20 protein-coding genes are annotated in these 24,536 nt (G+C 72.5%); 11 read left to right on the top strand and 9 right to left on the bottom strand.

The genetic code is table 11. The annotated features are described in order from the left end of the window. Nucleotides 1-340 precede the first annotated feature (340 nt). On the top strand, nt 341-1,495 hold the full coding sequence (locus tag QRX60_RS36915) for an NAD(P)/FAD-dependent oxidoreductase (protein WP_285996078.1): 1,155 nt from the start codon (nt 341-343) through the stop codon (nt 1,493-1,495). Here the strand turns inward: QRX60_RS36915 and QRX60_RS36910 are convergent. Continuing rightward, nucleotides 1,490-2,461 (bottom strand): magnesium transporter CorA family protein, encoded by a 972-nt coding sequence (locus QRX60_RS36910; RefSeq protein ID WP_285996077.1) that lies wholly within the window; start codon nt 2,459-2,461, stop codon nt 1,490-1,492. The genes QRX60_RS36915 and QRX60_RS36910 overlap by 6 nt on opposite strands. A gap of 74 nt (nt 2,462-2,535) precedes the next feature. Here QRX60_RS36910 and QRX60_RS36905 point away from each other — a divergent pair, with 74 nt between their 5' ends. Genes QRX60_RS36905 through QRX60_RS36895 form a run of 3 tightly spaced genes read left to right on the top strand, consistent with a single transcriptional unit; the run spans nt 2,536 to nt 5,449 of the window. Continuing rightward, nucleotides 2,536-3,483 (top strand): acyl-CoA dehydrogenase family protein, encoded by a 948-nt coding sequence (locus tag QRX60_RS36905; protein WP_285996076.1) that lies wholly within the window; start codon nt 2,536-2,538, stop codon nt 3,481-3,483. Next, entirely contained in the window at nt 3,480-4,733 is a 1,254-nt protein-coding gene (locus QRX60_RS36900; RefSeq protein WP_285996075.1) for a bifunctional PIG-L family deacetylase/class I SAM-dependent methyltransferase, read from the top strand. Before QRX60_RS36905 ends, QRX60_RS36900 begins: the two co-directional genes overlap by 4 nt. Then, nucleotides 4,730-5,449 carry a glycosyltransferase gene (locus tag QRX60_RS36895; RefSeq protein ID WP_285996074.1) on the top strand — a complete coding sequence of 240 codons (720 nt, stop codon included), beginning with the start codon at nt 4,730-4,732 and terminating at the stop codon, nt 5,447-5,449. The genes QRX60_RS36900 and QRX60_RS36895 overlap by 4 nt, the downstream gene beginning before the upstream one ends. Before the next feature lie 421 nt (nt 5,450-5,870). On the opposite strand, the gene QRX60_RS36890 is transcribed toward QRX60_RS36895, so the two are convergent. Then, entirely contained in the window at nt 5,871-8,084 is a 2,214-nt protein-coding gene (locus QRX60_RS36890; protein WP_285996073.1) for a helix-turn-helix domain-containing protein, read from the bottom strand. A 347-nt stretch (nt 8,085-8,431) separates the two neighbouring features. Here QRX60_RS36890 and QRX60_RS36885 point away from each other — a divergent pair, with 347 nt between their 5' ends. Next, nucleotides 8,432-8,980 (top strand): VOC family protein, encoded by a 549-nt coding sequence (locus QRX60_RS36885; RefSeq protein ID WP_456298873.1) that lies wholly within the window; start codon nt 8,432-8,434, stop codon nt 8,978-8,980. On the opposite strand, the gene QRX60_RS36880 is transcribed toward QRX60_RS36885, so the two are convergent. Together QRX60_RS36880 and QRX60_RS36875 are read right to left on the bottom strand one after the other, a co-directional pair. Further along, nucleotides 8,963-10,789, bottom strand: coding sequence for a S9 family peptidase (locus QRX60_RS36880; RefSeq protein WP_285996072.1), 1,827 nt, complete (start codon nt 10,787-10,789; stop codon nt 8,963-8,965). The genes QRX60_RS36885 and QRX60_RS36880 overlap by 18 nt on opposite strands. Nucleotides 10,790-10,811: 22 nt before the next feature. Next, on the bottom strand, nt 10,812-11,225 hold the full coding sequence (locus tag QRX60_RS36875) for a DUF6292 family protein (protein WP_285996071.1): 414 nt from the start codon (nt 11,223-11,225) through the stop codon (nt 10,812-10,814). A 145-nt stretch (nt 11,226-11,370) separates the two neighbouring features. Here QRX60_RS36875 and QRX60_RS36870 point away from each other — a divergent pair, with 145 nt between their 5' ends. The 5 genes from QRX60_RS36870 (at nt 11,371) to QRX60_RS36850 (ending at nt 16,162) form a co-directional block, all read left to right on the top strand. Next, on the top strand, nt 11,371-12,762 hold the full coding sequence (locus QRX60_RS36870; RefSeq protein ID WP_285996070.1) for an FAD-binding oxidoreductase: 1,392 nt from the start codon (nt 11,371-11,373) through the stop codon (nt 12,760-12,762). Beyond that, entirely contained in the window at nt 12,744-14,039 is a 1,296-nt protein-coding gene (locus tag QRX60_RS36865) for a class I SAM-dependent methyltransferase (RefSeq protein WP_408630163.1), read from the top strand. The genes QRX60_RS36870 and QRX60_RS36865 overlap by 19 nt, the downstream gene beginning before the upstream one ends. A 101-nt stretch (nt 14,040-14,140) precedes the next feature. Then, nucleotides 14,141-14,344 carry a cold-shock protein gene (locus QRX60_RS36860; protein WP_004558414.1) on the top strand — a complete coding sequence of 68 codons (204 nt, stop codon included), beginning with the start codon at nt 14,141-14,143 and terminating at the stop codon, nt 14,342-14,344. A 286-nt stretch (nt 14,345-14,630) separates the two neighbouring features. After that, complete coding sequence (locus tag QRX60_RS36855; RefSeq protein ID WP_285996068.1) at nt 14,631-15,563, top strand: acyl-CoA desaturase; 933 nt, start codon at nt 14,631-14,633, stop codon at nt 15,561-15,563. A 56-nt stretch (nt 15,564-15,619) separates the two neighbouring features. Then, nucleotides 15,620-16,162 carry a polysaccharide deacetylase family protein gene (locus QRX60_RS36850; RefSeq protein WP_285996067.1) on the top strand — a complete coding sequence of 181 codons (543 nt, stop codon included), beginning with the start codon at nt 15,620-15,622 and terminating at the stop codon, nt 16,160-16,162. Here the strand turns inward: QRX60_RS36850 and QRX60_RS36845 are convergent. Beyond that, nucleotides 16,149-17,135, bottom strand: coding sequence for an endo-1,4-beta-xylanase (locus QRX60_RS36845; RefSeq protein WP_285996066.1), 987 nt, complete (start codon nt 17,133-17,135; stop codon nt 16,149-16,151). The genes QRX60_RS36850 and QRX60_RS36845 overlap by 14 nt on opposite strands. A gap of 102 nt (nt 17,136-17,237) precedes the next feature. Between QRX60_RS36845 and QRX60_RS36840 the strand changes: the two genes are divergently transcribed. Beyond that, the gene (locus QRX60_RS36840; RefSeq protein WP_285996065.1) at nt 17,238-18,299 is read left to right on the top strand and encodes a LacI family DNA-binding transcriptional regulator; all 1,062 of its coding nucleotides are present in this window, start codon (nt 17,238-17,240) and stop codon (nt 18,297-18,299) included. A gap of 44 nt (nt 18,300-18,343) precedes the next feature. Here the strand turns inward: QRX60_RS36840 and QRX60_RS36835 are convergent, their stop codons facing one another. From QRX60_RS36835 to QRX60_RS36820, 4 genes are read right to left on the bottom strand one after another with little or no spacing between them, the layout of a single operon-like run. Continuing rightward, nucleotides 18,344-21,373 (bottom strand): glycosyl hydrolase 115 family protein, encoded by a 3,030-nt coding sequence (locus QRX60_RS36835; protein ID WP_285996064.1) that lies wholly within the window; start codon nt 21,371-21,373, stop codon nt 18,344-18,346. 15 nt (nt 21,374-21,388) lie between these two features. Then, a complete protein-coding gene (locus tag QRX60_RS36830) occupies nt 21,389-22,213 on the bottom strand; it encodes a carbohydrate ABC transporter permease (RefSeq protein ID WP_285996063.1) in 825 nt (274 codons plus the stop codon). Then, nucleotides 22,213-23,184: a carbohydrate ABC transporter permease gene (locus QRX60_RS36825; protein WP_285996062.1), complete on the bottom strand. Its 972-nt coding sequence runs from the start codon at nt 23,182-23,184 to the stop codon at nt 22,213-22,215. Before QRX60_RS36825 ends, QRX60_RS36830 begins: the two co-directional genes overlap by 1 nt. Next, nucleotides 23,181-24,473, bottom strand: a complete 1,293-nt coding sequence (locus QRX60_RS36820; RefSeq protein WP_285996061.1) for an ABC transporter substrate-binding protein — start codon at nt 24,471-24,473, stop codon at nt 23,181-23,183. The genes QRX60_RS36825 and QRX60_RS36820 overlap by 4 nt, the downstream gene beginning before the upstream one ends. Nucleotides 24,474-24,536 lie beyond the last annotated feature (63 nt).

Here is a 24,536-nt window from a genome sequence, read left to right as displayed (position 1 = left end):
CCATCCGCCACCCGTTTCTTCGCTTGTCGGCACCCCGGCGCCGTCCCGGTGTGCCCACCGGAATGGCTCAGCATAGTGCAGCTGCACTATGCTGAGGCGCAACGGTTGAGCAACCAGCCGCGCCCGTGCCCGTGCGCGCTCTCCAGGTGGTGCTCCCCAGCCTTTCCTTCCCCGCCAGGCCATCCCGGTCGCATTGACCCGTTCGGCTGAACGCCGTCCCGGGGACCGGTGCCGCGTGCTCGACGGCGGCACCGGCCGTCGTCGCACCCTCGTTGTCCACAGTGGACACTCCACTGTGGAGTGAAGTGTGCGCCGCGCACCGAGCGGGTACTCCTCCGGCATGAATGCCCAGAACCTCGTCGTCATCGGCAGCGGGCCGGCCGGCGTGTCGGCGGCTCGCGCCTACCGGGAAGCGGGCGGAACGGGTCCCGTCGACCTGCTCACCGCCGACGCCGACCCGCCTTACGAACGCCCACCGCTGTCGAAGGAGTTCCTCCGCGGCGAGTCCGAGCTCCCCTTGCTGGACGAGGACTCCCTGGCGAAACACGACATCACCGTCACGCTGGGCGACCCGGTCACCGAGCTGGGCGACGGCCGGGTCCGCACCGCCTCCGGCGCGGTCCACCGGTTCACCACGTGCGTGCTCGCCACGGGCTCGGAGCCCGCCCGGCCGGGGATCCCCGGCGCCGACCACCCGGACGTCCGGACGCTGCGGTCGGCCGCCGACTCCCGCGAGCTGCGCGCGGCCGCGTCCGGGGTGCGCAGCGCGATCGTCGTCGGCGCCGGGTTCATCGGCTGCGAGGCGGCGGTCTCCCTCTCCCGCCTCGGGCTCCAGGTCACCGTCGTCTGCCCCGACGACGTCCCGCAGGAGAAGCGGCTCGGCCGCGAAGCGGGCGAATTCCTCTTGCGCTGGCTCAAATCCGAGGGTGTGAGCGTGCTGCGCGGCACGAAGCTGAAATCGATCGAGGGCGGCTACCGGGTCCGCACCGATCTGGTGCCGATCCTCGACGCCGGTGTCGTCGTGCTCGCGACCGGCGTCCGGCCCCGGATCGAGCTGGCCGAAGCGGCCGGGCTCACCGTCGAGCAGGGCCGCATCCGCACCGACGAGCACCTGCGCACGAGCGCGCCCGGCGTCCTCGCGGCGGGCGACGTCGCGCTCGCCCACAACCCGGCGGCCGGGCGCGCGCTGGCCGTCGAGCACTGGGGCGAAGGCCTGGCGATGGGCGAGGTGGCCGGGCGGACCGCGGCCGGCGAAGACGCCGCGTGGGACACGGTCCCCGGGTTCTGGTCGGTGGTCGGCGACCGCGTGCTGAAGTACGCCGCGTGGGGCGACGGCTTCGACCGCGCCCGCCCGCTGCCGCGCGACGACGGCGGCTTCACGGTCTGGTACGAACGCGACGGCAAGGCGGTCGGTGTGCTCACCCACGAAGCCGACGAAGACTACGAGCGAGGTCAGGAGCTCATCCGGCGCGGCGAACCGGTACCCGCGTCATAGCCAGTCCTTCTTCTTGAAGAGCGCGTACAGCCCCACCGAAAGCACGAGCACGGCGACCGTCGAGGCCCAGAACCCGCTCGTCTCGCCGTTGCCCGGATACGGGACGTTCTGGCCGTAGAACCCGGTCACCGCGGTGGGCACCGCGATCACCGCGGCCCACCCGGTGACCTTCTTCATGATCAGGTTCAGCCGGTTGCCCTGCAGGTTCAGCTGCGTCTCCCGGATCGTGGTCACCAGCTCCCGCAGCGCCTCGGTCTGCTCCGCGGCCTGCCGGGCGTGGTCGTGGACGTCCTCGAAGTACGGGCGGGTCAGCTCGTCGGCCAGCCGCAGGTCCGGGCGCATCAGCGAGCTGACCACCTCGCGCATCGGCAGCACCACCTTGCGCAGCGCGGTCAGGCTCTTGCGCAGCCGGAACGAGCGCCGCTGCAGGTGCGACTGGTCCGGGCGGTCGTCGAACACGAGGTCCTCGAGGGCTTCGACCTGCTCGTCGAGCGACTGCACGGCGTCGTAGTGGCCGTCGACGACGAAGTCGAGCAGGCCGTGCGCCAGGAACGGGACGCCGGACTTCGCCAGTTCGGGGTTCTCGTCCCACCGCCGCACGACCGCCTCGATGTCGAAGCCGTCGTTCTTGCGCACCGTGACCAGCGCCCGCCGCGTGAGGAAGGCCGCCAGCTCGAAAGTGGCGACATCCCCGGTTTCCGCGTCGAACCGCACGGCGTAGGCGGTCAGGAAGGCGTGCCCGTGGTAGCGGTCGAGCTTGGGCCGCTGCCGCTCCTGGCCGGCGTCCTCCACGGCGAGCCGGTGCAGGCCCAGCTCCCCGGCGAGCTCGGTCAGGTCCGCTTCGGACGGTGCACAGAGGTCGACCCACACGGCGGTGTCCGGTTCGGCCAGGAAGTCGGAAACCTCCGCGACGGGGAAGTCTTCCTTGTGCAGCACGCCGTCGTGGTAGGCGCGGGTTCTCGTCATGCTCCGGGGGTGCCCGGCCGGGATCACCCTCACACCCCGCGTAACTCCGCGGAATCGGGGTAACCGTCGATCTTGTGAACACCCTGCTGGCGAAGACCCCGCCGAAACCCCTGCCGTCGCCACGCACCGCCACCTCGGTCGGCGCCGAGCTGCGCTCGCTGCACACGGCGGGCGAGCTCGACCTGCCGCTGCCCGGCGACGGGCGGACCGCGGCCCGCTGGGTGGCACTGGCCGCGTTCGGCCGCCGCGACCTGACCCTGGCCCGGCTCGCCGAGGGCCATGCCGACGCCGTCGCGATCCTCGCCGAGGCGGGCCGCTCCCCCGCCACGGGCGCGCTCTACGGCGTGTGGGCGGCGAAGTCCGGCGGGACCGGCGCGGCGTGGGACGGCGGGGCGCTCACCGGGACGGTCCGGTTCTGCTCCGGGCTGTCCCTGCTGGACCGCGCGCTGGTCGCCGCGGGTGACCGGCTGGTCGAGGTGGACCTCGCCGATCCCGGTGTCCGGCGGCACCCGGACACGTGGCAGGCCGTCGGGATGGACGCCTCCGACAGCGGTGACGTCGTGTTCGACGGCGTGCCCGGCACGCTCGTCGGGCCGCCGGGCTGGTACGTGCACCGGCCCGGGTTCGCGCTCGGCGGGGCCGGCGTCGCGGCCGTGTGGCTCGGCGGCGCCGCGGGACTCCTCGACGACGTCCTCGCCTACCTGCGCGAGCGCGGCGGCGCGGACGAGCACCAGCTGGCCCACGTCGGCGCGATGCACACCGCGCTGAGCTGCGCGGACGCCGTCCTCGCGCAAGCGGCCGCCGGAGACGTGGACGCGCTGGTCGCGGGCACCTGCCGGGCCGCGGCGGAACGCAGCGCCGTCGAGGTCCTCGAACGGGCGCTCAAGGTGACCGGGCCGACGCCGGCGTGCCGGGACCGGCGCTTCGCCCAGCGGGTCGCCGACCTGCCGGTGTACGTCCGGCAGCACCACGCGGAACGCGATCTCGCCGCGCTCGGCCGCACCGTCCTGGGGCCGGCATGACCGCGGACGAGCTGCCCGCCTGGCCGGAACAGCCGTTCGAACGCGCCCTCGTCGTCGCCGCGCACCCGGACGACGAGACGCTCGGCGCGAGCGGCCTCCTGCAGCGCCTGCACGCCGCAGGCACCGCGGTGACGCTCGTCGTCGCGACCGACGGCGAAGCCGCTTTTCCCGCCGCGGGTGCCGCGGAACGTCGCGAGCTGGCCCGCACGCGCCGGCGCGAACTGACGGATTCCCTGCGGGCGCAGGGCCTTTCCGGCGTCGAGCCTGCGTGGGCCGGGCTGCCGGACTCCGGGCTGGCCGCGCACGAGGACGAGCTGACCGGCGTCCTGCGCGAGCGCGCCGCCGGGCACGACCTGTGCCTGTTGCCGTGGCCGGACGACCCGCACCCCGACCACCAGGCGGCCGCGCGGGCCACGCTCGCCGCGGCGCCGGTGCCCGCGCAGTGCTGGTCGTACCCGATCTGGCTCTGGCACCGGCTGCGTCCCGGCGACCCGGCCATCCCGTGGCCCCGGGCGCGGTCGCTGCGGCTCACCGGAGCGGAACGGGACGCCAAGGCCGCCGCGATCGCCACGTTCACCTCGCAGCTCGAGCCGGGCCCGCGGGGCGAGGACCCGATCCTGCCGGAGGACGTACTGGCCCACTTCACCCACGGCACCGAGGTGTTCTTCCGGGAACCGCCGCGGACGTCGGCGCCGGTGAGCCGGTTCGCTTCGCTGTACGCCGACGCGGAAGACCCGTGGTCGGTGGGGTCGAAGTGGTACGAGCGGCGGAAGCGCGCGATGGTGCTGGCGTGCCTGCCCGACGAGCACTACGGCACAGTCGTCGAGCCCGCCTGCGGCGTGGGCGTGCTGACCCGCGACCTCGCCGCGCGCGCCGACCGGGTACTCGCGTCCGACCCGGTGCCCGCGGCGGTGGAGCGCACGCGCGCGGCCGTCGCCGGTCTGTCCCATGTGGACGTCCACATCGGAGCGGTGCCGGACGCGGTGCCGGCCGGGCCAGTGGACTTGCTGGTGTACAGCGAACTCCTGTACTACCTGGACGATCACGCGCTCGACGCCACGATCGAGGCGTCGGCGGCGGCCCTGCGGCCCGGCGGGCACCTGCTGGCCGTGCACTGGCTCCCGTGGGCGCCCGAGGCACCGCGCGACGGCCGGGACGCTCACGTGCGGCTGCTCGCGCACCCGGCGTTCGAGCCCTTGGTGGAGCACACCGACGAGCAGTTCCTGTTGCACGTGCTGAGGCGCCGGTGATCACGGCGGTGGGCGTCGTCGTGCCCGCGCGGGACGAAGCCGAGCTCGTGGGGGCGTGCGTGAGCGCGTTGGACGCGGCGTTGCGGCGGCTGCCGGCCGGGATCGCCCGCGCGGTCTGCGTCGTCGCGGACCGGTGCGGGGACGCGACGGCGGAGGTGGCCCGTGCGGCGTTCGGTGAGGTGCCGGGCGTGGTCCTGGCGACCGAGTCGGCCCGGACGGTCGGCGAGGTCCGCGACCTGGGCGTGGCGCGGGTCCGCGCGGCCCTCGGCTCCCCCGCGCCGGCGCGGACGCTGCTCCTGAGCACGGACGCCGACACGCGCGTGACGCCGGGCTGGGCGCGGGCGCACCTGGCCCGCGCCCGCCAGGGGTATCACGCGATCGCGGGGACGGCGGAGCTTTCGGCGCCGTTCAGCACGTCGGCCCGGGCGCTTTCCCGGTACGACCACGTCCTCGACCGCGCGCGCACGGCGGAGGGCCACGGGTCGGTGTACGGCGCGAACCTGGGCGTGCGAGCGGACGCGTTCGAGGTGGTCGGCGGCTTCGGTCCCCGCGCGACCGGCGAGGACCACGACCTGTGGCGGCGGCTCGGGCAGGAGGGCTTCCGCCGGTGCTACGAGTCGGGGGCGCCGGTGGTGACGAGCGCACGGCTGCACGGCCGGGCACCGGACGGCCTCGCGGCCCTGCTCCGCAGCCTGGCAACGGACACCGTCGCCTAGCCCGCCGCATCATGCGAGTTCCGGCTTCAATCACGCGAGTTCCGGCTCCAGACACGCGAGTCACGTCCTCGACCACGTGAGTCTCGGCTACCGGCACCGGCCCGGCTCACCTCCACTTCGCCTTTGTAGAGGTCCTTCGTAGAGGTTGTCGCTGTCGCACCCGGCCGCTCGCCGCGAAGATCACTCGTGCCGCCGCTCCCGATGAGAAAGGCACCGGTGAGAGCCGCCCGGAGGATCCTGCTCGCCGCACTCGTCGCGGCGTCCCTGCTCACCGGCGTGCCCGCCACCGCCGAGGAAGCGCCGACGCACGTCGTTCTCGTGGAGCGGCTCCGCGACACCGTCACCCTCGTCTGCGCGAGACACGACGGCAAGATCGCCTGCGCCCCCGCGCACCGGGCCCGGCCCTACCTGACGGCCGTCGTCACAACCGGTCCAGCTCCGCTCGCACCGCGGCCGCGCGCTCCTCACCGCCGTACTCCCGCAGCAGCTCCAGCGCGTCCGTGAGCACCTTTCGGGCCCGGTCCCGCTCCCCGAGTCCTACGTGTGCGCGGCCCAGCTCGGCCAGCGTCATCGCCTCGTACAGCCGGACGCCGGCCGCGCGCCAGAGGTCCGCGCTCCGGCTCAGCTCCGCGACCGCGGTGTCGTGCCGGCCCAGTTCGCGGTGCACGATCCCGATCCGCATCCGGCCGTACGCCATGCCCCGCACATCGCCGGTTTCCTCGCCGACGGCCACCGCTTCGGTCGCGTACGCCAGTTCGCGCTCGCGGTCGCCCTGGCGTCCGTACAACACCGCCAGGTTGACCAGGTTGAGCGTCTCGACGTACCGCAGCCCGAGTGACCGGTTGAGCGCCAGGCTTCGCTCGCCGAAGCCGATGGCCGCGTGGACGTCGTCGCCGAGGCCGTACACGAAGCAGAGGTTGTTGAGGATGCCCGCCAGCTGACGCTCGTCGCCGATCGCCTCCCAGTCCGCGAGGCTCCGCCGAAGGAAGGCGTGCGACCGCCGGAAGCCGGCCGCTTCGCCGCCGTTCGCCAGCTCCGCTTCGGCGACCCCGAGGTCGTTGCGCAGCGTCGCGGCCGCGACCGGGTCGACGCCGTCGACCAGCTCCAGGGCCACCTCGTCGACCTGGATGGCGTCCCGCCAGCGGGCCCGCGCGCGGTGGTACTCGTACAGGCCGAGCCCGACGGCGGCGATCGCCTCGGGCGGCACCCCGGGCGTGGCGGCGGCCTGCCGCACGACCGTGACGAGGTGCGCCTGGTGCCGGTCGAGCCAGGCGAACACCTCCTCCGTGGACGCCGGTCCGGCGGCCGCCCACCGCCCGGCCGCCCAGTCGTGGCGGTGCGAAGCCGCCGAGACGAGCGCCATGCTCTGCCAGGCCATCGCCGCGCAGAGCTCGACGACGCGGGTGATCGCCGCCGCCCGCTCGCCCGCCGGCAGCCGCGACGCGTGCTCCCGCGCATAGAGCCGGAGCAGGTCGTGCAGCCGGTACCACCCGGGGGCCGGCGTGCTCAGGAGGTGCTCGTCGGTGAGCCGTTCCAGCAGGGCCTCCGTCGCCCGCTCCGGCGCGTCGAGCAACCGGCTCGCGACGGGCACCGACAGCTCCGGGACGTCGAGCAGCGACAGGAGCGGGTACGCGCGGGCGGCGGTGTCGTCCAGCGCTCCGACGGCGAGCGCGAAGCTGGTCCGGACGCCCGTCTCGTCGAGACGGCGGCGCTCGTCGTCGAGCCGGTGCGCGAGGTGGGCGACGGGCCAGCGCGGCCGGGTCGCCAGCCGCGCGCCGACCAGGTGCAGCGCCAGCGGCAGGTACCCGCACAGGCGCGCCACCGTCCGGGCGGCGGCGGGCTCGGCCGCGACGCGCTCGGCCCCGATTTCGGCCGCGAGCAGGCGCAGCGCATCCGCCTCGAGCAGGACGTCGAGCAGCACCTGGTGCGCCTGCGGCAGGTCCGTCAGTGCGGCGCGGCTGGTGACGATCGCCGCCGAACCACCGGCGCCGGGCAGCAGCGGCGCGACGTGCGCGGCGTCGCGGGCGTTGTCGAGCAGGAGCAGCACCCGCTTCGAAGCGAGCAGCGTCCGGAAGCGCGCCGATGCGGCGTCGAGCGACAACGGCTTCGGCGGCTCGCCCCCGAGTTCGCGGACGAGCCGGTCGAGCAGGTCCAGGGGATCCGGCGGGTCGGCGGCGTGCCCGCGCAGGTCCAGGTGCAGCGAGCCACCGGGGAAGCGCCGCGCGAGCCGGTGCCCGGCTTCGAGGGCGAGCGCGGTCTTGCCGACGCCCGCCATCCCGGCGATCGCCACCACGACGCCCTGCCGGGGTTCGCCGAACAGCCCCAGGATGCGGTCCAGCTCGGCTTCCCGGCCGGTGAACGCGGCGATCCCGCCGGGCAGCTCCCGCGGGACGACGTCCGTGCGCGCCGGGCTGCCGGGCCGCGCGGCCGCGGCGGCGAAGTCCACGCGTTCGTCCCCGGCGAGGCCGAGGGCGTCGGCGAGCCGGTCGAGGGTTTCGCGGTGCGGGTAGCGGCGGTCGCCCCGTTCGAGTGCGCCGATGGCCTGGCCGCTGAGCCCGGACTTCTCGGCCAGTGCCTCCTGGGTCAGCTCCGCGGCGCGCCGCAGGCGGCGCAGCCGAGTACCGAACGAATCCATGCGTGAGCCCCTCCTCCCGGGAGGAGGATCACACGGCGGAGCGGACGGGCGCCAGCAGCCGGGCCGGGCGGAGTGCTCGGGCGCGGGATGCGCCGGCACCGACTCGCGGCGAACCGCGTCCGGAGCGCCGCGGACCTCGACCTGGCCGAGGCGTACCACCGCGCGCTCGGGGTGCGCGTCGCGCGCCGTCCGGCGGGCGCGACGCGCGGGATCGGCGAGGCGGTGCGCGTGCTCGACCCGCTCGGGTTCCCGAGGAGTTCCTCCACGGCGACGGGGCCCCGTCGCGGCCGGACCACTTCACCCTGGACACCCCGGACGTCCCTGCGGCCCGGAAGTACTACGAGGGCTTGGGCTTCCGCGTTTCCGAAGACATCCAGGACGACGAGGGCACGGTGTACGCGGCGTGGATGTTCCGCAAGCCGACGGTGCACGACGTCGCCCTGACCGGCGGCGACGGCCCGCGGCTGCACCACATCGCGTTCGCGTCGCACGAACGGCACCAGATCCTGCACATCTGCGACCACCTCGGCGCGCTGCGGATGCCGGGCGCGATCGAGCGCGGGCCGGGCCGGCACGGGGTGTCGAACGCGTTCCACCTGTACGTCCGGGATTCCGACGGGCACCGCATCGAGATCTACACGCATGACTACCACACCGGCGACCCGGACAACCCGGTGATCACCTGGGACGTGCACGACGACCAGCGCCGCGACTGGTGGGGCAACCCGGTGGTGCCGAGCTGGTACACCGACCCGTCGGTGGTGCTCGATCTCGACGGCGAGGTCCGGCCGGTGCTCGAGCGGACCGAGCCGCGCGAAGCCGACGTCACCGTCGGCGCGGACGGGTTCTCGTTCAGCCGCGGGGAGGCGGAGTTCAAATCAGGCGAGCAGGTGTGAGAACCAGGCGCGGGAACGGTTCAGGACGTCGATCTGGTGGTCGCGTTCGCGGATCGAGTGGCCCTCGCGCGGGTAGACGACGAACTGGTGGGGTTTGTCCCCGAGGGCGCGGTGCAGGAGTTCCGCTTGCGAGAGCGGGACGTTCGTGTCGTCCTCGCCGTGCAGGATCAGGACCGGCGTGCGGATCTTCGCGGCGTGGGTGATGGGGCTGTTTTCCGCACCGCCGAGCGCTGCTTCGAACCGGCTGTGCTCGCCGGTGGCGGCCAGCAGCGGCCAGTCGATGACCCCCGCGCCCACGACGGCCGCGGCGAAGCGGTCGGTCTGCGTCACGGCCCAGGCGGCGAAGAACCCGCCGTGGCTCCAGCCGCCGATGCCGAGCCGGGTGTCGTCGGCGACGCCGTCTTCCACGAGGAGGTCGATGCCGGAGAGGACGTCGGTGAACTCCGCACCGCCGACGTCCCCGGCGACGCTCGCCGCGAAGGCGTGGCCGTGGCCGAGTCCGCCGCGGGCGTTCGGGAGGAAGACCGCGAAGCCGGCGGCGGCGAGCCATTGGCCCGAGGGGTACCAGCCGAGGTGGAAGCGGTCGGCGTACCGGTCGTGGGGGCCGCCGTGGACCAGGGTGACCAGCGGGAAGGGGCCGTCGGCCTTCGTCTTTCCCGGCGGCAGGATCAGCAGCCCGTCGAGGGTCAGGCCGTCCGGGGTCCGGTAGTCCAGCCGGTGCTGGGTGCCCCAGGTCCGGTCCGGGACGGTCCTGCTGCGCCGGGTGAGGTCGTGCGGCGGGCCGGCGTGGATCTCGTCGGGTTCGGTGCCGGTGCTCGCGACCACGGCGATCACCCCGCCGTCGCGGCTCGCGGTCAGGCAGCTGCCGCGGACCCGGGCGATCTCGGTGAAGGTGGCGTCGAGGCGGCGGACGGTCGTGTCCAGGCCTTCGGCGAACAGCGCGAGGGGCGGGCCGTCGTCGACCTGGACGAGTTCGGTGGGGCAGATCTCGAGGCCTTCGGTGAGGTTCTCGTCGCCGTCGAAGATCGCGGTGCCGCCGATCAGGCCGGGCGGGGTCAGGCCGAGGTAGGCGAGGTGCCAGTCGGTGCCGTCGTGCCACCAGGCCGGGTCGGCTGCTTCCAGGACCGGGGTGCCGAGGTCGTGGGTCTCGCCGGTGACGGGGTCGACGAGGTGGAGGCCGGGTTCGAAGACGCCGGGCTCGCGATCGGCGCACGACCAGGTGAAGACGGCGAGCGCTGTCCCGTCCGGGCGGGCGGCCACTTCGCGGACGTGCCGGTCGCCGAGGTCGCCGAGCGGCCGGAGGGTGGCGGTGGAGAGGTCGAGCAGCCAGAGCCGGTCGGGGCGCGCTCGGGTGTCCCAGCGGCGTACCGCATCCGGCAGGACGGTCCGGACCTGCGGGTCGCTCGCCTGGTCGGCCGCGTCCGGGGCGATCACCACGACCGAGTCCGCCAGCGGCACATGATCGCTGACCCCCGCGACCCACTCCGTCAGCCGCTCGAGGCCGCCGCCGTCCACCCTGATCCGGTACAGCTGCGCCGTTCCGCGCTCGTCGCGATCCGAAAGGAAGAAGACGGAACCGGAGTCCGCGGCCCAGCGCGGTGACCGGTTCTCGGCCGCACCGCCGATCAGTTCCCGTGCGGGCCTGCTCCCGTCCACCGGAACAAGCCACAGACCGCTGACCGGGTACTCCCCCGCTCGGCCCACCGGCGCCGTCACGTACACGACCCATCGGCCGTCCGGGGAGATCCGCGGGTCGCGCGGCACCACCCGGTCGACCACGTCCTCCGCCGTCAGTTCCCCCACGTCCATCGGGCCAGTCTGCCCGAAGCAGCTAGTGGACGAGCGTCGCCAGCAGTTCCTCGTGGTCACCGGGCTCTCGCAGCGCCGGCGCCGCGAGTGTTCCGGCGTCCGGGTCGCCCGCGCGGACCGCCGCCAGGAACCGGACCACCGCGCGCGGCTCGGGCAGCACGGAGCCGCCGAGATACGTCAGGACGGTCGCTCCGTCCGCGTCCTCGATCGCCGCCGCCCAGCCGTGGGTCTCGTCCCAGACCAGCGCCAAGTCGTGGCCGGGGAAGCGCGTCAAGCGCCAGTCGAGCGCGATGTACGCGGCCGCGGGCGTTCCCGCGTCCAGCGTGCAGGATTCCAGCCCGACCCCCACTGCGCGGGCCACCGCGGCGACGTACCCGCGCAGCCCCCGCTCGAACGAGAACTCCGTGTCGCGCCCGAAATCGATCAGAATGCTCAACGCCGCCTCGCTTTCCCCAGGTCGCCGCGGGATCCCCGCGGTCCGCGACCTGAATACCCGCCTTCGCCGTGATCAATCGCGAAGATCCGATGTCCAGGCCCGGCAGCACAGTGCGCCCGTGCTCGCCGTGAGGCAGGATCGGGTGGTGACCATCGATCAGGCCGGGGTCCCCGAAGCCCGTCCGGGCCCGGCGTTCCCCGAGCACGAAGCCCGCGTCGACGACCTGCGCCGGCAGCTCACCGCGATCAGCGGCGAAGCCACCGTCCGGCTGGCGAAGCGGACGTCCAACCTCTTCCGCTCCCGGGCCGCCGCGAAACACCCCGGACTGGACGTTTCCGGCTTCACGCACGTACTGCGCGTCGACCCCGAAACCCGCACCGCCGACGTCGAAGGGATGGTCACCTACGAGCAGCTGGTCGACGCCACGCTGCCGCACGGCCTGATGCCCCTGGTCGTCCCGCAGCTCAAGACCATCACCCTCGGCGGCGCGGTCACCGGGCTCGGCATCGAGTCCTCGTCCTTCCGCAACGGCATGCCGCACGAGTCCGTGCTCGAGCTGGAGATCCTCACCGGGGACGGCCGGATCGTCGTCGCCACCCCGGACAACGAGCACGCCGCCCTCTTCCGCGGCTTCCCCAACTCCTACGGCACCCTCGGCTACGCGCTGCGCCTGAAGATCGTCCTCGAGCCGGTGAAGCCGTTCGTCGAGCTCCGGCACGTCCGCTATCACGACCGCGACAGCTACTTCCGCGCCCTCGCCGAAGCCTGCGACAGCGGCGAGCACGACTTCGTCGACGGCACGGTGTTCGGCCCGGACGAGCTGTACCTCACCCTGGCCTCGTTCACCGACACGGCGCCCGCGACCAGCGACTACACCTGGCTCGACATCTACTACCGCTCGATCCGGACCCGCCGGACCGACCACCTCACCGTCCGCGACTACCTCTGGCGCTGGGACACCGACTGGTTCTGGTGCTCGCGCGCGTTCGGCGTCCAGCACCGGCTGCCGCGGCTGCTGCTCGGCCGCCGGTTCCTGCGGTCCTCCGTCTACTGGAAGGCCGTGGCGCTCGACCGCCGGTTCAAGATCGCCCAGCGGCTGCTCAAGCTCCGTCGCCTGCCGCCGGAGGAGACGATCGTGCAGGACATCGAGGTGCCGGTCGGGCGCGCCGCGGAGTTCCTCGAGTTCTTCGAGCGGGAGATCCCGATCAGCCCGGTGTGGGTCTGCCCGCTCCGGCAGCGCCCCGGCGGCGTGCGCTGGCCGCTCTACGAGCTGGACCCCGACGCGCTCTACGTCAACTTCGGGTTCTGGTCGGCCGTGCCGCTGGACCCCGGTGAGCGCGACGGCGTGCACAACCGGATGATCGAAGCCGAGGTCACCCGGCTGGGCGGGCACAAGTCGCTCTATTCGGACAGCTTCTACGCCGAAGACGAGTTCTGGCGGCTTTACAACGGGGAAACCTACCGTGAGCTCAAGCGGACCTACGACCCGGACGAGCGGCTGCTCGGCCTCTACGAGAAATGTGTCCGCCGCCGGTGAAAGGAACGAACGTGACCCAGGAAAGCACCCCGGTCGGCGAGGTCTTCGAGCGCCTGCTCGGCCCCCGCGCGACCGTGTCGATCACCGCTTACGACGGCAGCAGCAGCGGTCCGGCCGACGCGCCGGTCGCGATCCAGGTGCGCTCACCGCTGGCCCTGGACTACCTGATGTCCTCCCCCGGCGACCTCGGCCTCGCCCGCGCGTACGTCGCGGGCGCGCTCGACGTGTCCGGCGACCTCTACACCGCGCTGCACGCGCTGGCGGCCCAGGTCGACCAGCTCACCCCGGCCGACCGGCTGTGGCTGCTGCGCAAGCTCGGCGCCCGCCACCTGCGCGTCGTCAAGCCGCCCGCCGAGGAGCACCCGAGCCGGCTGCGGCGCGGGATGACCGCGCTGCGGCACTCGAAGAGCCGCGACAGCGCGGCCATCGCCAGCCACTACGACGTGTCCAACCGGTTCTACGAGCTGGTCCTCGGCCCGTCGATGGCCTACACGTGCGCGGTGTTCCCGGAGGCCGGCGCCTCGCTGGAGGACGCGCAGGAGCACAAGTTCGACCTGGTCTGCCGCAAGCTCGGCCTCCAGCCCGGGATGCGGCTGCTCGACGTCGGCTGCGGCTGGGGCGGGATGGTGGCGCACGCCGTCCGCCACTACGGCGTCGAGGCGCTCGGCGTCACGCTCTCGCGCGAGCAGGCCCAGTGGGCGCAGAAGAACATCGTCTCCCTCGGCCTGGCCGACCGCGCCGAGATCCGCCACCTCGACTACCGGGACGTCACCGAAACCGGGTTCGACGCGATCTCGTCGATCGGCCTGACCGAGCACATCGGCGCCCGCAACGTGCCCGGCTACTTCCGGTTCCTCGCGGCCAAGCTCAAGCCGCACGGGCGCCTGCTCAACCACTGCATCACCAACCCGGACACCAGCGTCGCGCACCGCTCGCGCGGGTTCATCGACCGCTACGTCTTCCCGGACGGCGAGCTCGAGGCTCCCGGCGAGCTCGTCACGGCCATGCACGACGCCGGCCTGGAGGTCCGGCACTCGGAGAACCTCCGCGAGCACTACGCGCTGACGCTGGCCGGGTGGTGCGCGAACCTCGACGAGCACTGGGACGAGGCGGTCGCCGAAGCGGGCACCGGCCGCAGCCGGGTGTGGGCCCTCTACCTGGCCGCCTGCCGGCTGGCCTTCGAGCGCCGGGAGATCGAACTGCACCAGATCCTCGGGGTGCGGACCGACCGCGAGGGCGGGATGGGCATGCCGCTGCGCCCCGATTGGGGAGTTTGACCACCGGGGCTGGCCAGTCCGGACCGGTGATGCGAGGATGGTCCCGAGACCGGGCGTCCGAACGGGACGCCCAGGCTCACCAAAAAAGAGTAGGTATGGGTATGGCTCAGGGCAGTGTCAAGTGGTTCAACGGTGAAAAGGGCTTCGGCTTCATCGCGCAGGACGGCGGGGGTCCGGACGTGTTCGTCCACTACTCCGAGATCCAGGGCAGCGGCTTCAAGTCGCTCGACGAGGGTCAGCGCGTGGAGTTCGAGATCGGCCAGGGTCAGAAGGGCCCCCAGGCCCAGCGCGTGAGCGTCATCTGAGCCACGAGGCACCGAAGGCCCTCGCCCCCACCGGGGCGGGGGCCTTTCTCGTTCGCGGCCACACCGCGGGTTCACAACGGTCCGGTAACGTGGCGGGGGTCGAGAGCCCCTCGGATGCCAGCGTCCCGCCGGTCTCGATCTCGGCTCGTGGCCGTCGGGGCCGATCGCCGGCAGGAGCGGCGACACGCCCGGGCCACCGCAGACCGCTGACCGCCGGGTGTACCCGCTCCCCGGCCCCCGCGCGTGAGCCCCGCTCCGCGCGCGATGACTTCGAAACGAGTAGTGCATGACAGCCTCCGTGAAGGCTCCCCGTCCCGTCGCCAAACCCGTGCTCTCCGGCCGCCAGTCCGTGGCCGAGCTGATCACCATCCGCACGTTCCTGCTGGTCCCGTTCCTCGCGCTCGCCGCGGCCGTGCCGGTGTTCTGGGGCTGGGGCGTCAGCTGGCTCGACCTCACGATCGGCGGCGCGTTCTTCGTCGTGTCGACGCTCGGCATCACCGTCGGCTACCACCGCTACTTCACCCACGGCGCGTTCCGCGCGAAGCGGGCGCTGCGGATCGCGCTGGCCGTCGCCGGCGGCCTCGCGGCGCAGGGCCCGGTGATCGGCTGGGTCGCCGACCACCGCCGCCACCACGCGTTCTCCGACCGCGAGGGCGACCCGCACTCCCCGTGGCTGTTCGGCACGTCCCCGCTGGCGCTGGCCCGCGGCTTCTGGCACGCCCACATGGGCTGGCTCTTCGGGCGCGACAAGACCAACGTCGACCGCTTCGCCCCCGACCTCGAGGCCGACCGCGACATGCGCGTCGTCGACCGGCTCTTCCCGCTGTGGGTCGTCGTCAGCCTGCTGCTCCCGCCGCTGCTCGGCGGCCTGATCACGCTCTCGTGGTGGGGCGCGCTCACCGCGTTCCTCTGGGCGGGCCTGGCGCGGATCTCGTTCCAGCACCACGTGACGTGGTCGGTGAACTCGATCTGCCACATGATCGGCGAGCGCCCGTTCGCCAGCCGCGACCGGTCGGCGAACTTCTGGCCGCTGGCGATCCTGTCGATGGGCGAGTCCTGGCACAACACCCACCACGAGGACCCGACGTCGGCCCGCCACGGCGCGCAGCGCGGGCAGATCGACATCTCCGCCCGGGTGATCTGGGCGTTCGAGAAGCTCGGCTGGGCGTGGAACGTCCGGTGGCCGACCGCCAAGCGGCTGGCCGCCCTGGCCCGCTGACGAAAGCCCGCCGAAAGTCCTTGCTTCGCGGGGTGTCCCCGGGTGACCTTGACGGGGTGGACGCGGTGGCGCTGACCTTCGACGACGGCCCGTACCCTTCGACCACGCCGGCGCTGCTGGCGGCGCTCGACGGGGTGCGGGCGACGTTCTTCCTGTGGGGCGAGCACGCCGCCGAGCACCCGGCGCTGGTCCGGGCGATCGCGGCCGCCGGCCACGTGATCGGCAACCACACGTGGACGCACCCGCACCTCACCGGCCTGTCCGCCGAGAACCGCGACCAGGAGGTCCGGCGGACGCAGGACCTCCTGGTTTCGCTGACCGGTGCTCGCCCCGTGCTGTTCCGGCCGCCCTACGGCGACACGGACGACGCCGTCCGGGCGACCGCCGCCGGGCACGGGCTGACCGAGGTCCTGTGGACCGTCGACACCCGCGACTGGGCGGGTGCCGCCACGGACGAGATCGTCGCCGCGGCGGACCGCGTGGAGCCGGGCGGGGTCGTGCTGATGCACGAAGGCCGGCCGGAGACCGTGGCGGCGGTGCCGAGGATCCTCTCGGCGCTCGCCGCCCGCGGTCTCCGGCCGGGACTCACCAGGGGTTGATCCGCAGGTAGGCCGGTTTCGGCTGCAGGTTCTCGTCGAACAGGCAGGCCGCACCCTCGCCGGGGAAGACGCCCGGGACCCACGAATGCCGGTCCGTGAAGCCCCACGTCGTGAACTCCACGCACCGCCGGACCGCCTGGCAGCCGTCCCACAACCGGTCGAAGTAGCTCGCCTGGGTGTCGAGCTTCGCCGCGTCGGGCGGGGTCGGGATCCGGACGTCGGCCTCGGTGATCGCGACGTCCACGCCCAGCTTCGTCAGGCGGGCCAGGTTCTCGCGGTACTCCGCCGGGAAGCCGTACTGGATCGACAGGTGCGCCTGGACCCCGACGCCGCCGATCGGGACGCCCTGCCGCCGGAGCGTCTTCACCAGGTCGTACACCGCGTCGCTCTTCGGGTTGCGGCCTTCGATGTTGTAGTCGTTGATGTAGAGCGTCGCCGCCGGGTCGGCCGCGTGCGCCCAGCGGAACACGTCCGCGACGAAGCCGTCGCCGAGCTTCTGCCGGAACACGGTGTCGCGACGGGTACCGTCCTCGTTGAACAGTTCGTTGACGACGTCCCAGGCACGGACCTTTCCCTTGTACCGCTTGACCTCCGTCGTGATGTGGTCGCGCAGCACGCGGCGCAGCTCGTCGGCGGGCAGTGCGGCCACCCAGTCCGGCAGCTGGGAGTGCCAGACCAGCGTGTGGCCGCGCACGGTCATGTGGTGCGCTTGCGCGTACCGGACGATCGCGTCGGCGCCCGACCAGTCGTACTGGCCGCGAACGGCTTCGACCGTCCCCCATTTCATCTCGTTCTCGGGCGTCACGTTGTCGAATTCGCGGGTGAGCACGGCCCGGTAATCCGCTTCGTCCGCCAGGTACGCCGCCGCCACCGCACTGCCGACGTAGCGGTGCGTGATGTCTTTCAGCGGAACGGACGCCGATGCCGCCGGCGCCTGCCACACGGCAATACCCGCGACGACCGCGACCGTCACCAGTGCGCGTTTAATAGGAATTCTTCCCACCATCTCACTCCTCCATTTTCCGAAAGTTTCGAAGTGTGTCCAACCGGGTTTCGATGACCTAGAATCCCCTTCATGACAACGACGTCCGAGGATCCCGAGCCGGTCACCTCCCGGGTCACCATCGCCCGGATAGCCGCCGAGACGGGGGTTTCCGTACCGACTGTTTCGAAAGTGCTCAACGGCCGTCCCGACGTCGCCGAAAGCACCCGCGCCCGCGTGGAAGCGGTCATCGGGAAATACGGTTACCGCCGGCGCGCCGACGAACGGTCCCGCCGTTCCCGGCTCCTGGAACTGATGTTCCACGAACTCGAAAGCACGTGGGCGCTGGAAATCATCCGCGGGGTGGAGTGCGTCGCCCGCGAAAACGGAATGGCGGTCGTGCTCGCGGAATCGTCGGGCCGGCACACGCCCGGGCAGAGCTGGCTGGAAAGCGTGCTGGCGCGGCGGCCGGTCGGCATCGTCTCGGTGTGCTCCGACTTCACCGGCGGGCAGCTGGCGAAGCTGCGGGCCCGCGACATCCCGCTCGTCGTGGTCGACCCGGCCGGCGCGCCGGGGCCGGAGACGCCCTCGATCGGGGCCACGAACTGGCAGGGCGGGCTGACCGCCACCCGGCACCTGGTGGAGCTGGGCCACCGCCGGATCGCGATGATCGGCGGGCCGGACGGGGTGCTGTGCAGCCGGGCCCGGATCGACGGCTACCGCACGGCGCTGGAGACGGCCGGGCTGGCGTTCGACCCGGCGCTGGTGCGTCGCGGCGACTTCCACGTCCGGGCGGGCTACCGGGAGCTGGCGTCATTGCTGACCCTCCCCGACCGCCCCACGGCGGTGTTCGCCGGCAGCGATCTGCAGGCCCTCGGGGTGTACGAGGCCGCGCGCGACGCGGGGCTGCGGATCCCGGACGACCTGAGCGTGATCGGGTTCGACGACCTGCCGGTGGCGCGCTGGCTGACCCCGGAGCTGACGACGATCCGCCAGCCCCTGCAGGAGATGGCGGCCGCGGGCGCGCGGCTGGCGATCTCGCTGGCCCGGGGGTCGCACCCGGCGAGCCACCGGCTGGAGCTGGCGACCAGCCTGGTGGTCCGCCAGAGCACGGCGGCCCCGGCTCACCACGGGCACGGGGCGCTGGCCGGGTAACCGGCTCGCCTCGCCCGTCCCGCCGGCGCGGGCCGGCCGCCGGCTCACGAGGGCCACCGCATGCTCTCCGGCGGCCCCAGGTAGCTCGGCCGCAGCCCACCCGTGTCGACCACCAGCTTCTGGAGCACCACCGCCGGGTCGACCATCCACGCCTTCAGCACGTGCGGACCCGGCGCCGCGACCTCGTGCCGCGTCGAAGTCAGGTTCACGTTGTCCGACGTGGTCCGCTCCCACTGCCGGTTCATCGTCATGTCGTCGGCGCCCGTGGCCTTCGTGATGTTCACGACCTGCGGCGCCGCGTCGTCGAACGACACCGCGTACCGCAGCCCGTCCCCCTGCAGCACGTTGCTGCGGGGCGAGAGGTACGCCCACACCGTCACCGGCCCCGCCGTGAACAGCGTCATCCGGTACTCCAGCCGCGGCCCGGCACCCGACGCGCGGCTCGCCGCGGTGACCGGGAACGGCGTCATCCCCGCGCCGGTCCGGCCCAGGTCGGGGATCCGGCGCCACGAAACCGGCCCGGCGCCGACGTTCGCGCTGCAGTGCTCCGCCTCCATCGACACGTACCCGCCGGCTTCGACGAACCCACGCCGCCACGAGGCCGGCACCACCGGGTTCCGCACGACCGCGTCCACGGCCACCGAACGCCCCGCGCCCGACACCGTGACCGGCACCGTCGACGTGCCCTTCGGCGCCCGGGCCCAGTCGATCCGCACGGTCATCCGCAGCTCCTCCTCCACCCGGCCGCCGCGCGGCTCGACCACCACCCACGGCGCACCGGCGGAAACCGTGCACCGGAAAGGCGTCCGGCCGCGGTTGAACACGTCGATGTACTGGGCGGGCGCACTCTGGTACGGACTGAACTCCGGCAGCACGGGACGTCCCGGCGCCGAGGGCCACCACTGCTCCGAACCGTCGACGGCGACCCCCAGTTCGGCGGCGGTGGGCAGGTCGAGCCGCCGGACCGCGGGGAAGATGACGTCCGGCAGCGCGACGTTGTCCAGCTCAGGCTGCTGCCAGGGCGCGTTCGGCCCGTAGCGGGCGATGTCGCCGTAGTCGATGTGCGGCTGGGTCTGGAACCCCTGCCACTTGCCGCCCGCGATGCCGGTGTTGTACTTCGCCGCCAGGGCGAGGTCGTCGGCGAAGCGGGCCTCCGTGACGGCCGCGAGCCCGTTCGCCGAGGCCCGGCCCTGGGCCGCGTACAGCAGGTTCGTGAACTCGGCCCGCCGCAGCGCGTAGAGGTTCGCCGACGCCGTGACCTCGTACGAAACCAGTTCGTAGAACGCGTCGCGGTAGGCTGAAGGCAGCCGTGCGGCGATCTTCGCCGCCCGCGCCGCGAGGTCCTGCCACTCGGTGGTGACCCGGTCCAGCTCGCGGTAGCCGACCAGGCTGAACGGCGTCGCCTGGTCGTCGTAGCCGATGGTGCCGTCCGGGTGGAGCGTGATCCGCCGGTTCAGCAGCTCCGGCTTCCGCCGCGACTGCAGCCGCCCGTAGTCGTGCAGGACCGACGCGATGTCCGACGCCGGAGCCGCACCGAAGTTTTCCGCGGCGAACTCACGCTCCCAAGTGGACAGTCGCTCGGCCGGGAGCGCCGAAGGGTTCCAGGCGTAGTCGAGGAAGAACTGCAGCGGCAGCTCGTTGCCCTTCATGTCGCCGACGTTGGCCACCCACAGCCGGTCGTTGCCGTAGGCGCTCGCCTGGTGCAGCTGCTCCCAGGTGTTCGCGATCAGCGCCGTGTCGACCCACTTGTAGTTGCGGCCGCCGCCGACGTAGTCGAAGTGGTAGTACAGCCCGTACCCGCCGGGGTGCGGCGGCAGGGACAGGTCCGGGTGCTTGCGGATGTTGCCCCAGTTGTCGTCGGTGAACACCACGATGACGTCGTCGGGTGGGCGCAGGCCCTGCGCCCAGTAGCGCAGGACCTCCTTGTACAGCGTCCACACCTGCGGGACGTCCGTGCTCAGCTCGCGGGCGAGGATGTCGCGTTCGGCCGCGATGATCTCCCGCATCAGCTCGATGCCGTCGCCGTCGGGCAGGCTGACGTCGCCGTTGCCGCGCATGCCGAGCGTGACGACGCCCTCGAAGCCTTCACGGGCCATTCGGCGGATCCCGTCGGTCCAGTAGGCCTTGATCGCCTCGCCGTTGCGGCGGAAGCTCCACTCCCCCGTGCCGCCGTACGGGTCGTGGCCCGGCGTCGTGATGGTCCCGGCGGAGTCGCGGACCGCCGGCACCGCGTGCCGGTTCCACTCCTCGATCCCGCGCATCATCGGCGCCTCGTGCGAGGTGCCCATCACGACGCCGTACTCCTTCGCCGTGGCGTGGTTGAGCGGGTCGTCCTCGGCGAAGGCGCGGCCCCACACCGCCGGCCACAGGTAGTTGGCCCGCAGCCGCAGCATCGTCTCGAAGACCTTGGCGAAGAAGAGGTGGTTGAAGCCGTTGGGGAAACCGGGCGCCTTGCCCGGCCCGAAGTAGGCCGGTGCCCAGGTGCCGAGCGCCGGGTTCTCGTCGTTGATGAAGAACCCGCGGTACTTCACGTGCGGCGTGCCGAGGCTGAACCGCTCCCCCGGCAGGTACAGCTCGGTGCTGCGCCGCGGCGGGACGTCGGCCCACCAGTACCACGGCGAGACGCCGATGCGCCGCGAGATCTCGTAGACGCCGTAGATCACGCCGCGCTGGTCGCTGCCGGTGAGCACGAGCTTCCCGCCGACGACCTGGCTCAGCGACGTCTCCCACTTCCCGGCGATGCCGGAGACGTCGAGCCGGCCGGCCCGCACCAGGTAGTCGACCAGTGGACTGTGGCCCAGCGTGCCGACCAGCACCACCGGTCCCTCGGCGGGGACCACGTCGGACACGGCCGGGCGGACACCCGTGACGCGCTCGACGTCGTCAGCCAGGTCTCCGGCGACCCGCCGGACCCCCGGCAGGTCGCCGGAGCTCACCACGATCGTCGCGGCCTTTCCCCGCGACACCAACGGGAACCCCGTCCCGGCTTCGGCGAGGCCCGGCAGGGCCGCGGATCCCGCCCCGGCCAGGGCGAGCACCTGCAGGAAGGCACGACGGTGGACCTCGGACGGCACGGCAGACCTCCTGAGTCAGCCCTTCACGGATCCGGTCAGCCCGCCGACGATGCGCCGTTCGGCGAGCACGAAGAACGCGAGTGCCGGGATCATCGACAACGCGGTGAACGCGAGCACCCGGGCGGTGTCCTGCGAGTACTGGGACTGGAAGGTGGCGACGCCGAGCGGGAGCGTGAAGTGCGCGGAGTCGTTGAACACCAGCAGGGGCAGCAGGTAGGCGTTCCAGCTGGTGACGAAGGCGAGCACGCCGACCGTGGTCAGCGCGGGCGCCGACAGGGGCAGCAGGATGCGCCAGAAGAACCCGAGCCGGGTCGCGCCGTCGAGGACGGCGGCGTCCTCGAGCTCGCCCGGGATGGCGTGCATGAACGGGCGCAGGATCACGATCGTCACCGGCAGCGAAAACGCCGCCTCGGGGATGGCCACGCCCCAGAAGGTCTCGAGCATGCCCAGCTGGCGCAGCCACAGGTACAGCGGCAGCGTCGCCACGGTCAGCGGGAACAGCAGGCCGAGCGTGAACAGCGTGTACAACGCCTCCCGGCCCTTGAAGTGATAGCGCGAAAGCGCGTACCCGGCCATCGACCCCAGGCCGACGGCGACCGCGGTCGCGATCACCGCGACCAGCGCGCTGTTGCCGAGGAACGTCCAGAACGCGCCCGAACCGAGGACCGAGGCGTAGTTGTCCGTCACCCACGGACCGGGCAGGCCGGCCGGGGCGGAGTTGATCTGCGCGTTGGTGCGGAACCCGCCGAGCACGACGAACAGCAGCGGCACGACCGTCACGCCGAGCACGACGATCGCCGCGAGGTACCCCATCGACAGGCCGAACCTGCGGGAGCGCATCAGCCCACCATCCTCGTCAAGGCGCCCTCGGTGTCACGGCGGAGCGCGAACCGCTGGTACAGCAGGGCGAACACGAAGCAGATGACGAAGAGGATGACCGCCACCGCGGAGCCGAACCCGAACTCGTAGCGCTTGAAGCCGTGGTCGACCAGGTAGGTCGCCATCGTCGTCGACGCATTCGCCGGCCCGCCCAGCGTCATGATCCAGACCACGTCGAACAGCTGCAGGGAGCCGATCACCGACAGGAAGATCCAGATCCGGATGGTCGGCCCGAGCAGCGGCAGCACGACGTGCCGGGTGGTCTGCCACGCCGACGCGCCGTCGAGCGCGGCGGCTTCGCGCAGCTCGGCGGGCACGCCCTGGAGACCGGCGAGCAGCAGGATGATGCCGAAGCCGACGTACTTCCAGGTGATCACCGCGAACAGCGTGTAGAGCACGATGCCCGGGTCGGCCAGCCACTGGTGGACCAGGCCGCCGAGCCCGGCGCCCTTCAGCACCTGGTCGGCGAAGCCCCCCGGCTGCAGCATGAGCACCCAGATCACCGCGGTGATCGCCTCGGAGAGCACGTACGGCGCGAACACCAGGGCGCGCAGCACCGCGCGTCCCCGCAGCTTGCGGTTGAGCAGCATCGCCAGCCCGATCGACAGCGGCAGCTGCACCACGATCGACAGCCCGGCGATGATCAGGTTGTGCACGATCGCGCCCTGGAACACCGTGCCGCTGAACGCGTCGACGTAGTTGTCGAAACCGATGAAGTCGTCGAGCGGGCCGAAGCCGTTCCACTTGAACAGGCTGTAGAACCCGGCGATCCCGATCGGTACCAGCACGAAGCCGACGAACACCAGCAGGGCCGGCCCGAGCAGGAGCGCCAGCTCGAGCCGTTTGCCCAGGCCGGGACGCTTCACCCGGGCGCCCGCCGCCGGTGCGGAAGGCGGCGTCGCCTTCCGCACCGGCGTCGCCGCCGTGGTCACTTGTTGCCCGCCGCGGCCTGGTTGACGGCGGCCACGATGCCTTCGGGGGTGCCCTGGCCGGCGAACATGTTGGCCACCGCGTCGTTCAGCGCCGCGCCGACCGCGGTCGGGAACGCCTTGTCGAAGTACATCTGCAGGTAGGGCGCCTTCACGCCGTAGTCGTAAACCTGCTTCAGCGTGTCGGTCTTCAGCGACTTGGCGGCCGCGCTGTTGACCGGCAGGCCGGCCCCCTTCGCCGCGAGCTGCGTCTGCACCGGCTCGGTGTTCAGGTACTGCAGGAAGTCCGCGCACGCCTTCGACGCGCGGGAGGTGCAGGCGAAGCCGTCACCGCCGCCGAGCACGGCCGCCGGGTCGCCCCGCCCGCCCGCCACCGACGGGAACGGGAACCAGCCGATCTTGGAGTCCAGCTGCTTGTCGTCGGTCAGCGCCGACATCGTGCCGGGTTCCCAGTCGCCCTGCAGCTCCATCGCGGCCTTGCCGTTGGCGACCAGGCCGGCGGAGCTGCCCGCGCCCTGCTGGGCCGGGGTGCCGGCGAACCCGGTCTGGAACGGCTGCGTGGCCAGGAAACTCTTGAGGTCCTGCCCGGCCTTCGTCCAGCACGGGTCTTCCAGCTTGACCGCCTTCACCGACTGCTTGAGCACGTCGGCGGAGCACTCGCGCACGGCGAAGTAGTTGAAGTAGAAGGCGTCCGGCCAGCGGTCCTTGCCACCGACGGAGATCGGCGCGATGTTCTTGGCCTTGAGCTGCGTGACGGCGGCGTTGAGCTCGTCCATCGTCTTCGGCGGGGTGGTGATCCCGGCCTGCTGGAAGAGGTCCTTGCGGTACCAGAAGCCGACGAAGTGCTGCTCGAACGGCACGCCGTACTGCTTGCCGTCGACCTGCCAGCTTTCGGCGAACTTGCCCGTCCCGGAGATCCACGGCTTGGTCGCGTCGGTGATGTCGGCGAGCTTGCCCGAAGTGACCTGCGAGGCGAGCTCGCCGGCACCCCAGGACTGGTAGACGTCCGGCGGCTGGGCGCCCTGCAGCGCGAGCGGGACCTTGGTGGGGAAGTCCTCGTTCTGCAGCGGCTGGGCCTTGAGCGTGACGTCGGGGTGCGCCTGGTGGTAGTCGGCGACGACCTTCTCCCAGATCGACTTGATCGGGTCGGTGGTGCCGTTGTGCCACCAGGTGAGGGTGACCGGCCCGCTCGGCTGCGCGGGTGTGTCGCTCCCCCCGCTGCACGCCGAGAGCGCGAGCGGCACGATCGCCACCAGTGCGGCGAGAACGGGAATTCTGCGTTTCACAAACATCGTGGGTCCACTCCTGACGACTTCGGCCGAGTTGGACGGGGCGCGACTGCACCCGGGTTGGCG

This window comes from Amycolatopsis mongoliensis (assembly GCF_030285665.1).
Lineage (GTDB): Bacteria > Actinomycetota > Actinomycetes > Mycobacteriales > Pseudonocardiaceae > Amycolatopsis > Amycolatopsis mongoliensis.
The sequence above is the reverse complement of the archived record's forward strand: the minus strand, read 5'-3'. Positions and strand labels throughout refer to the sequence as shown.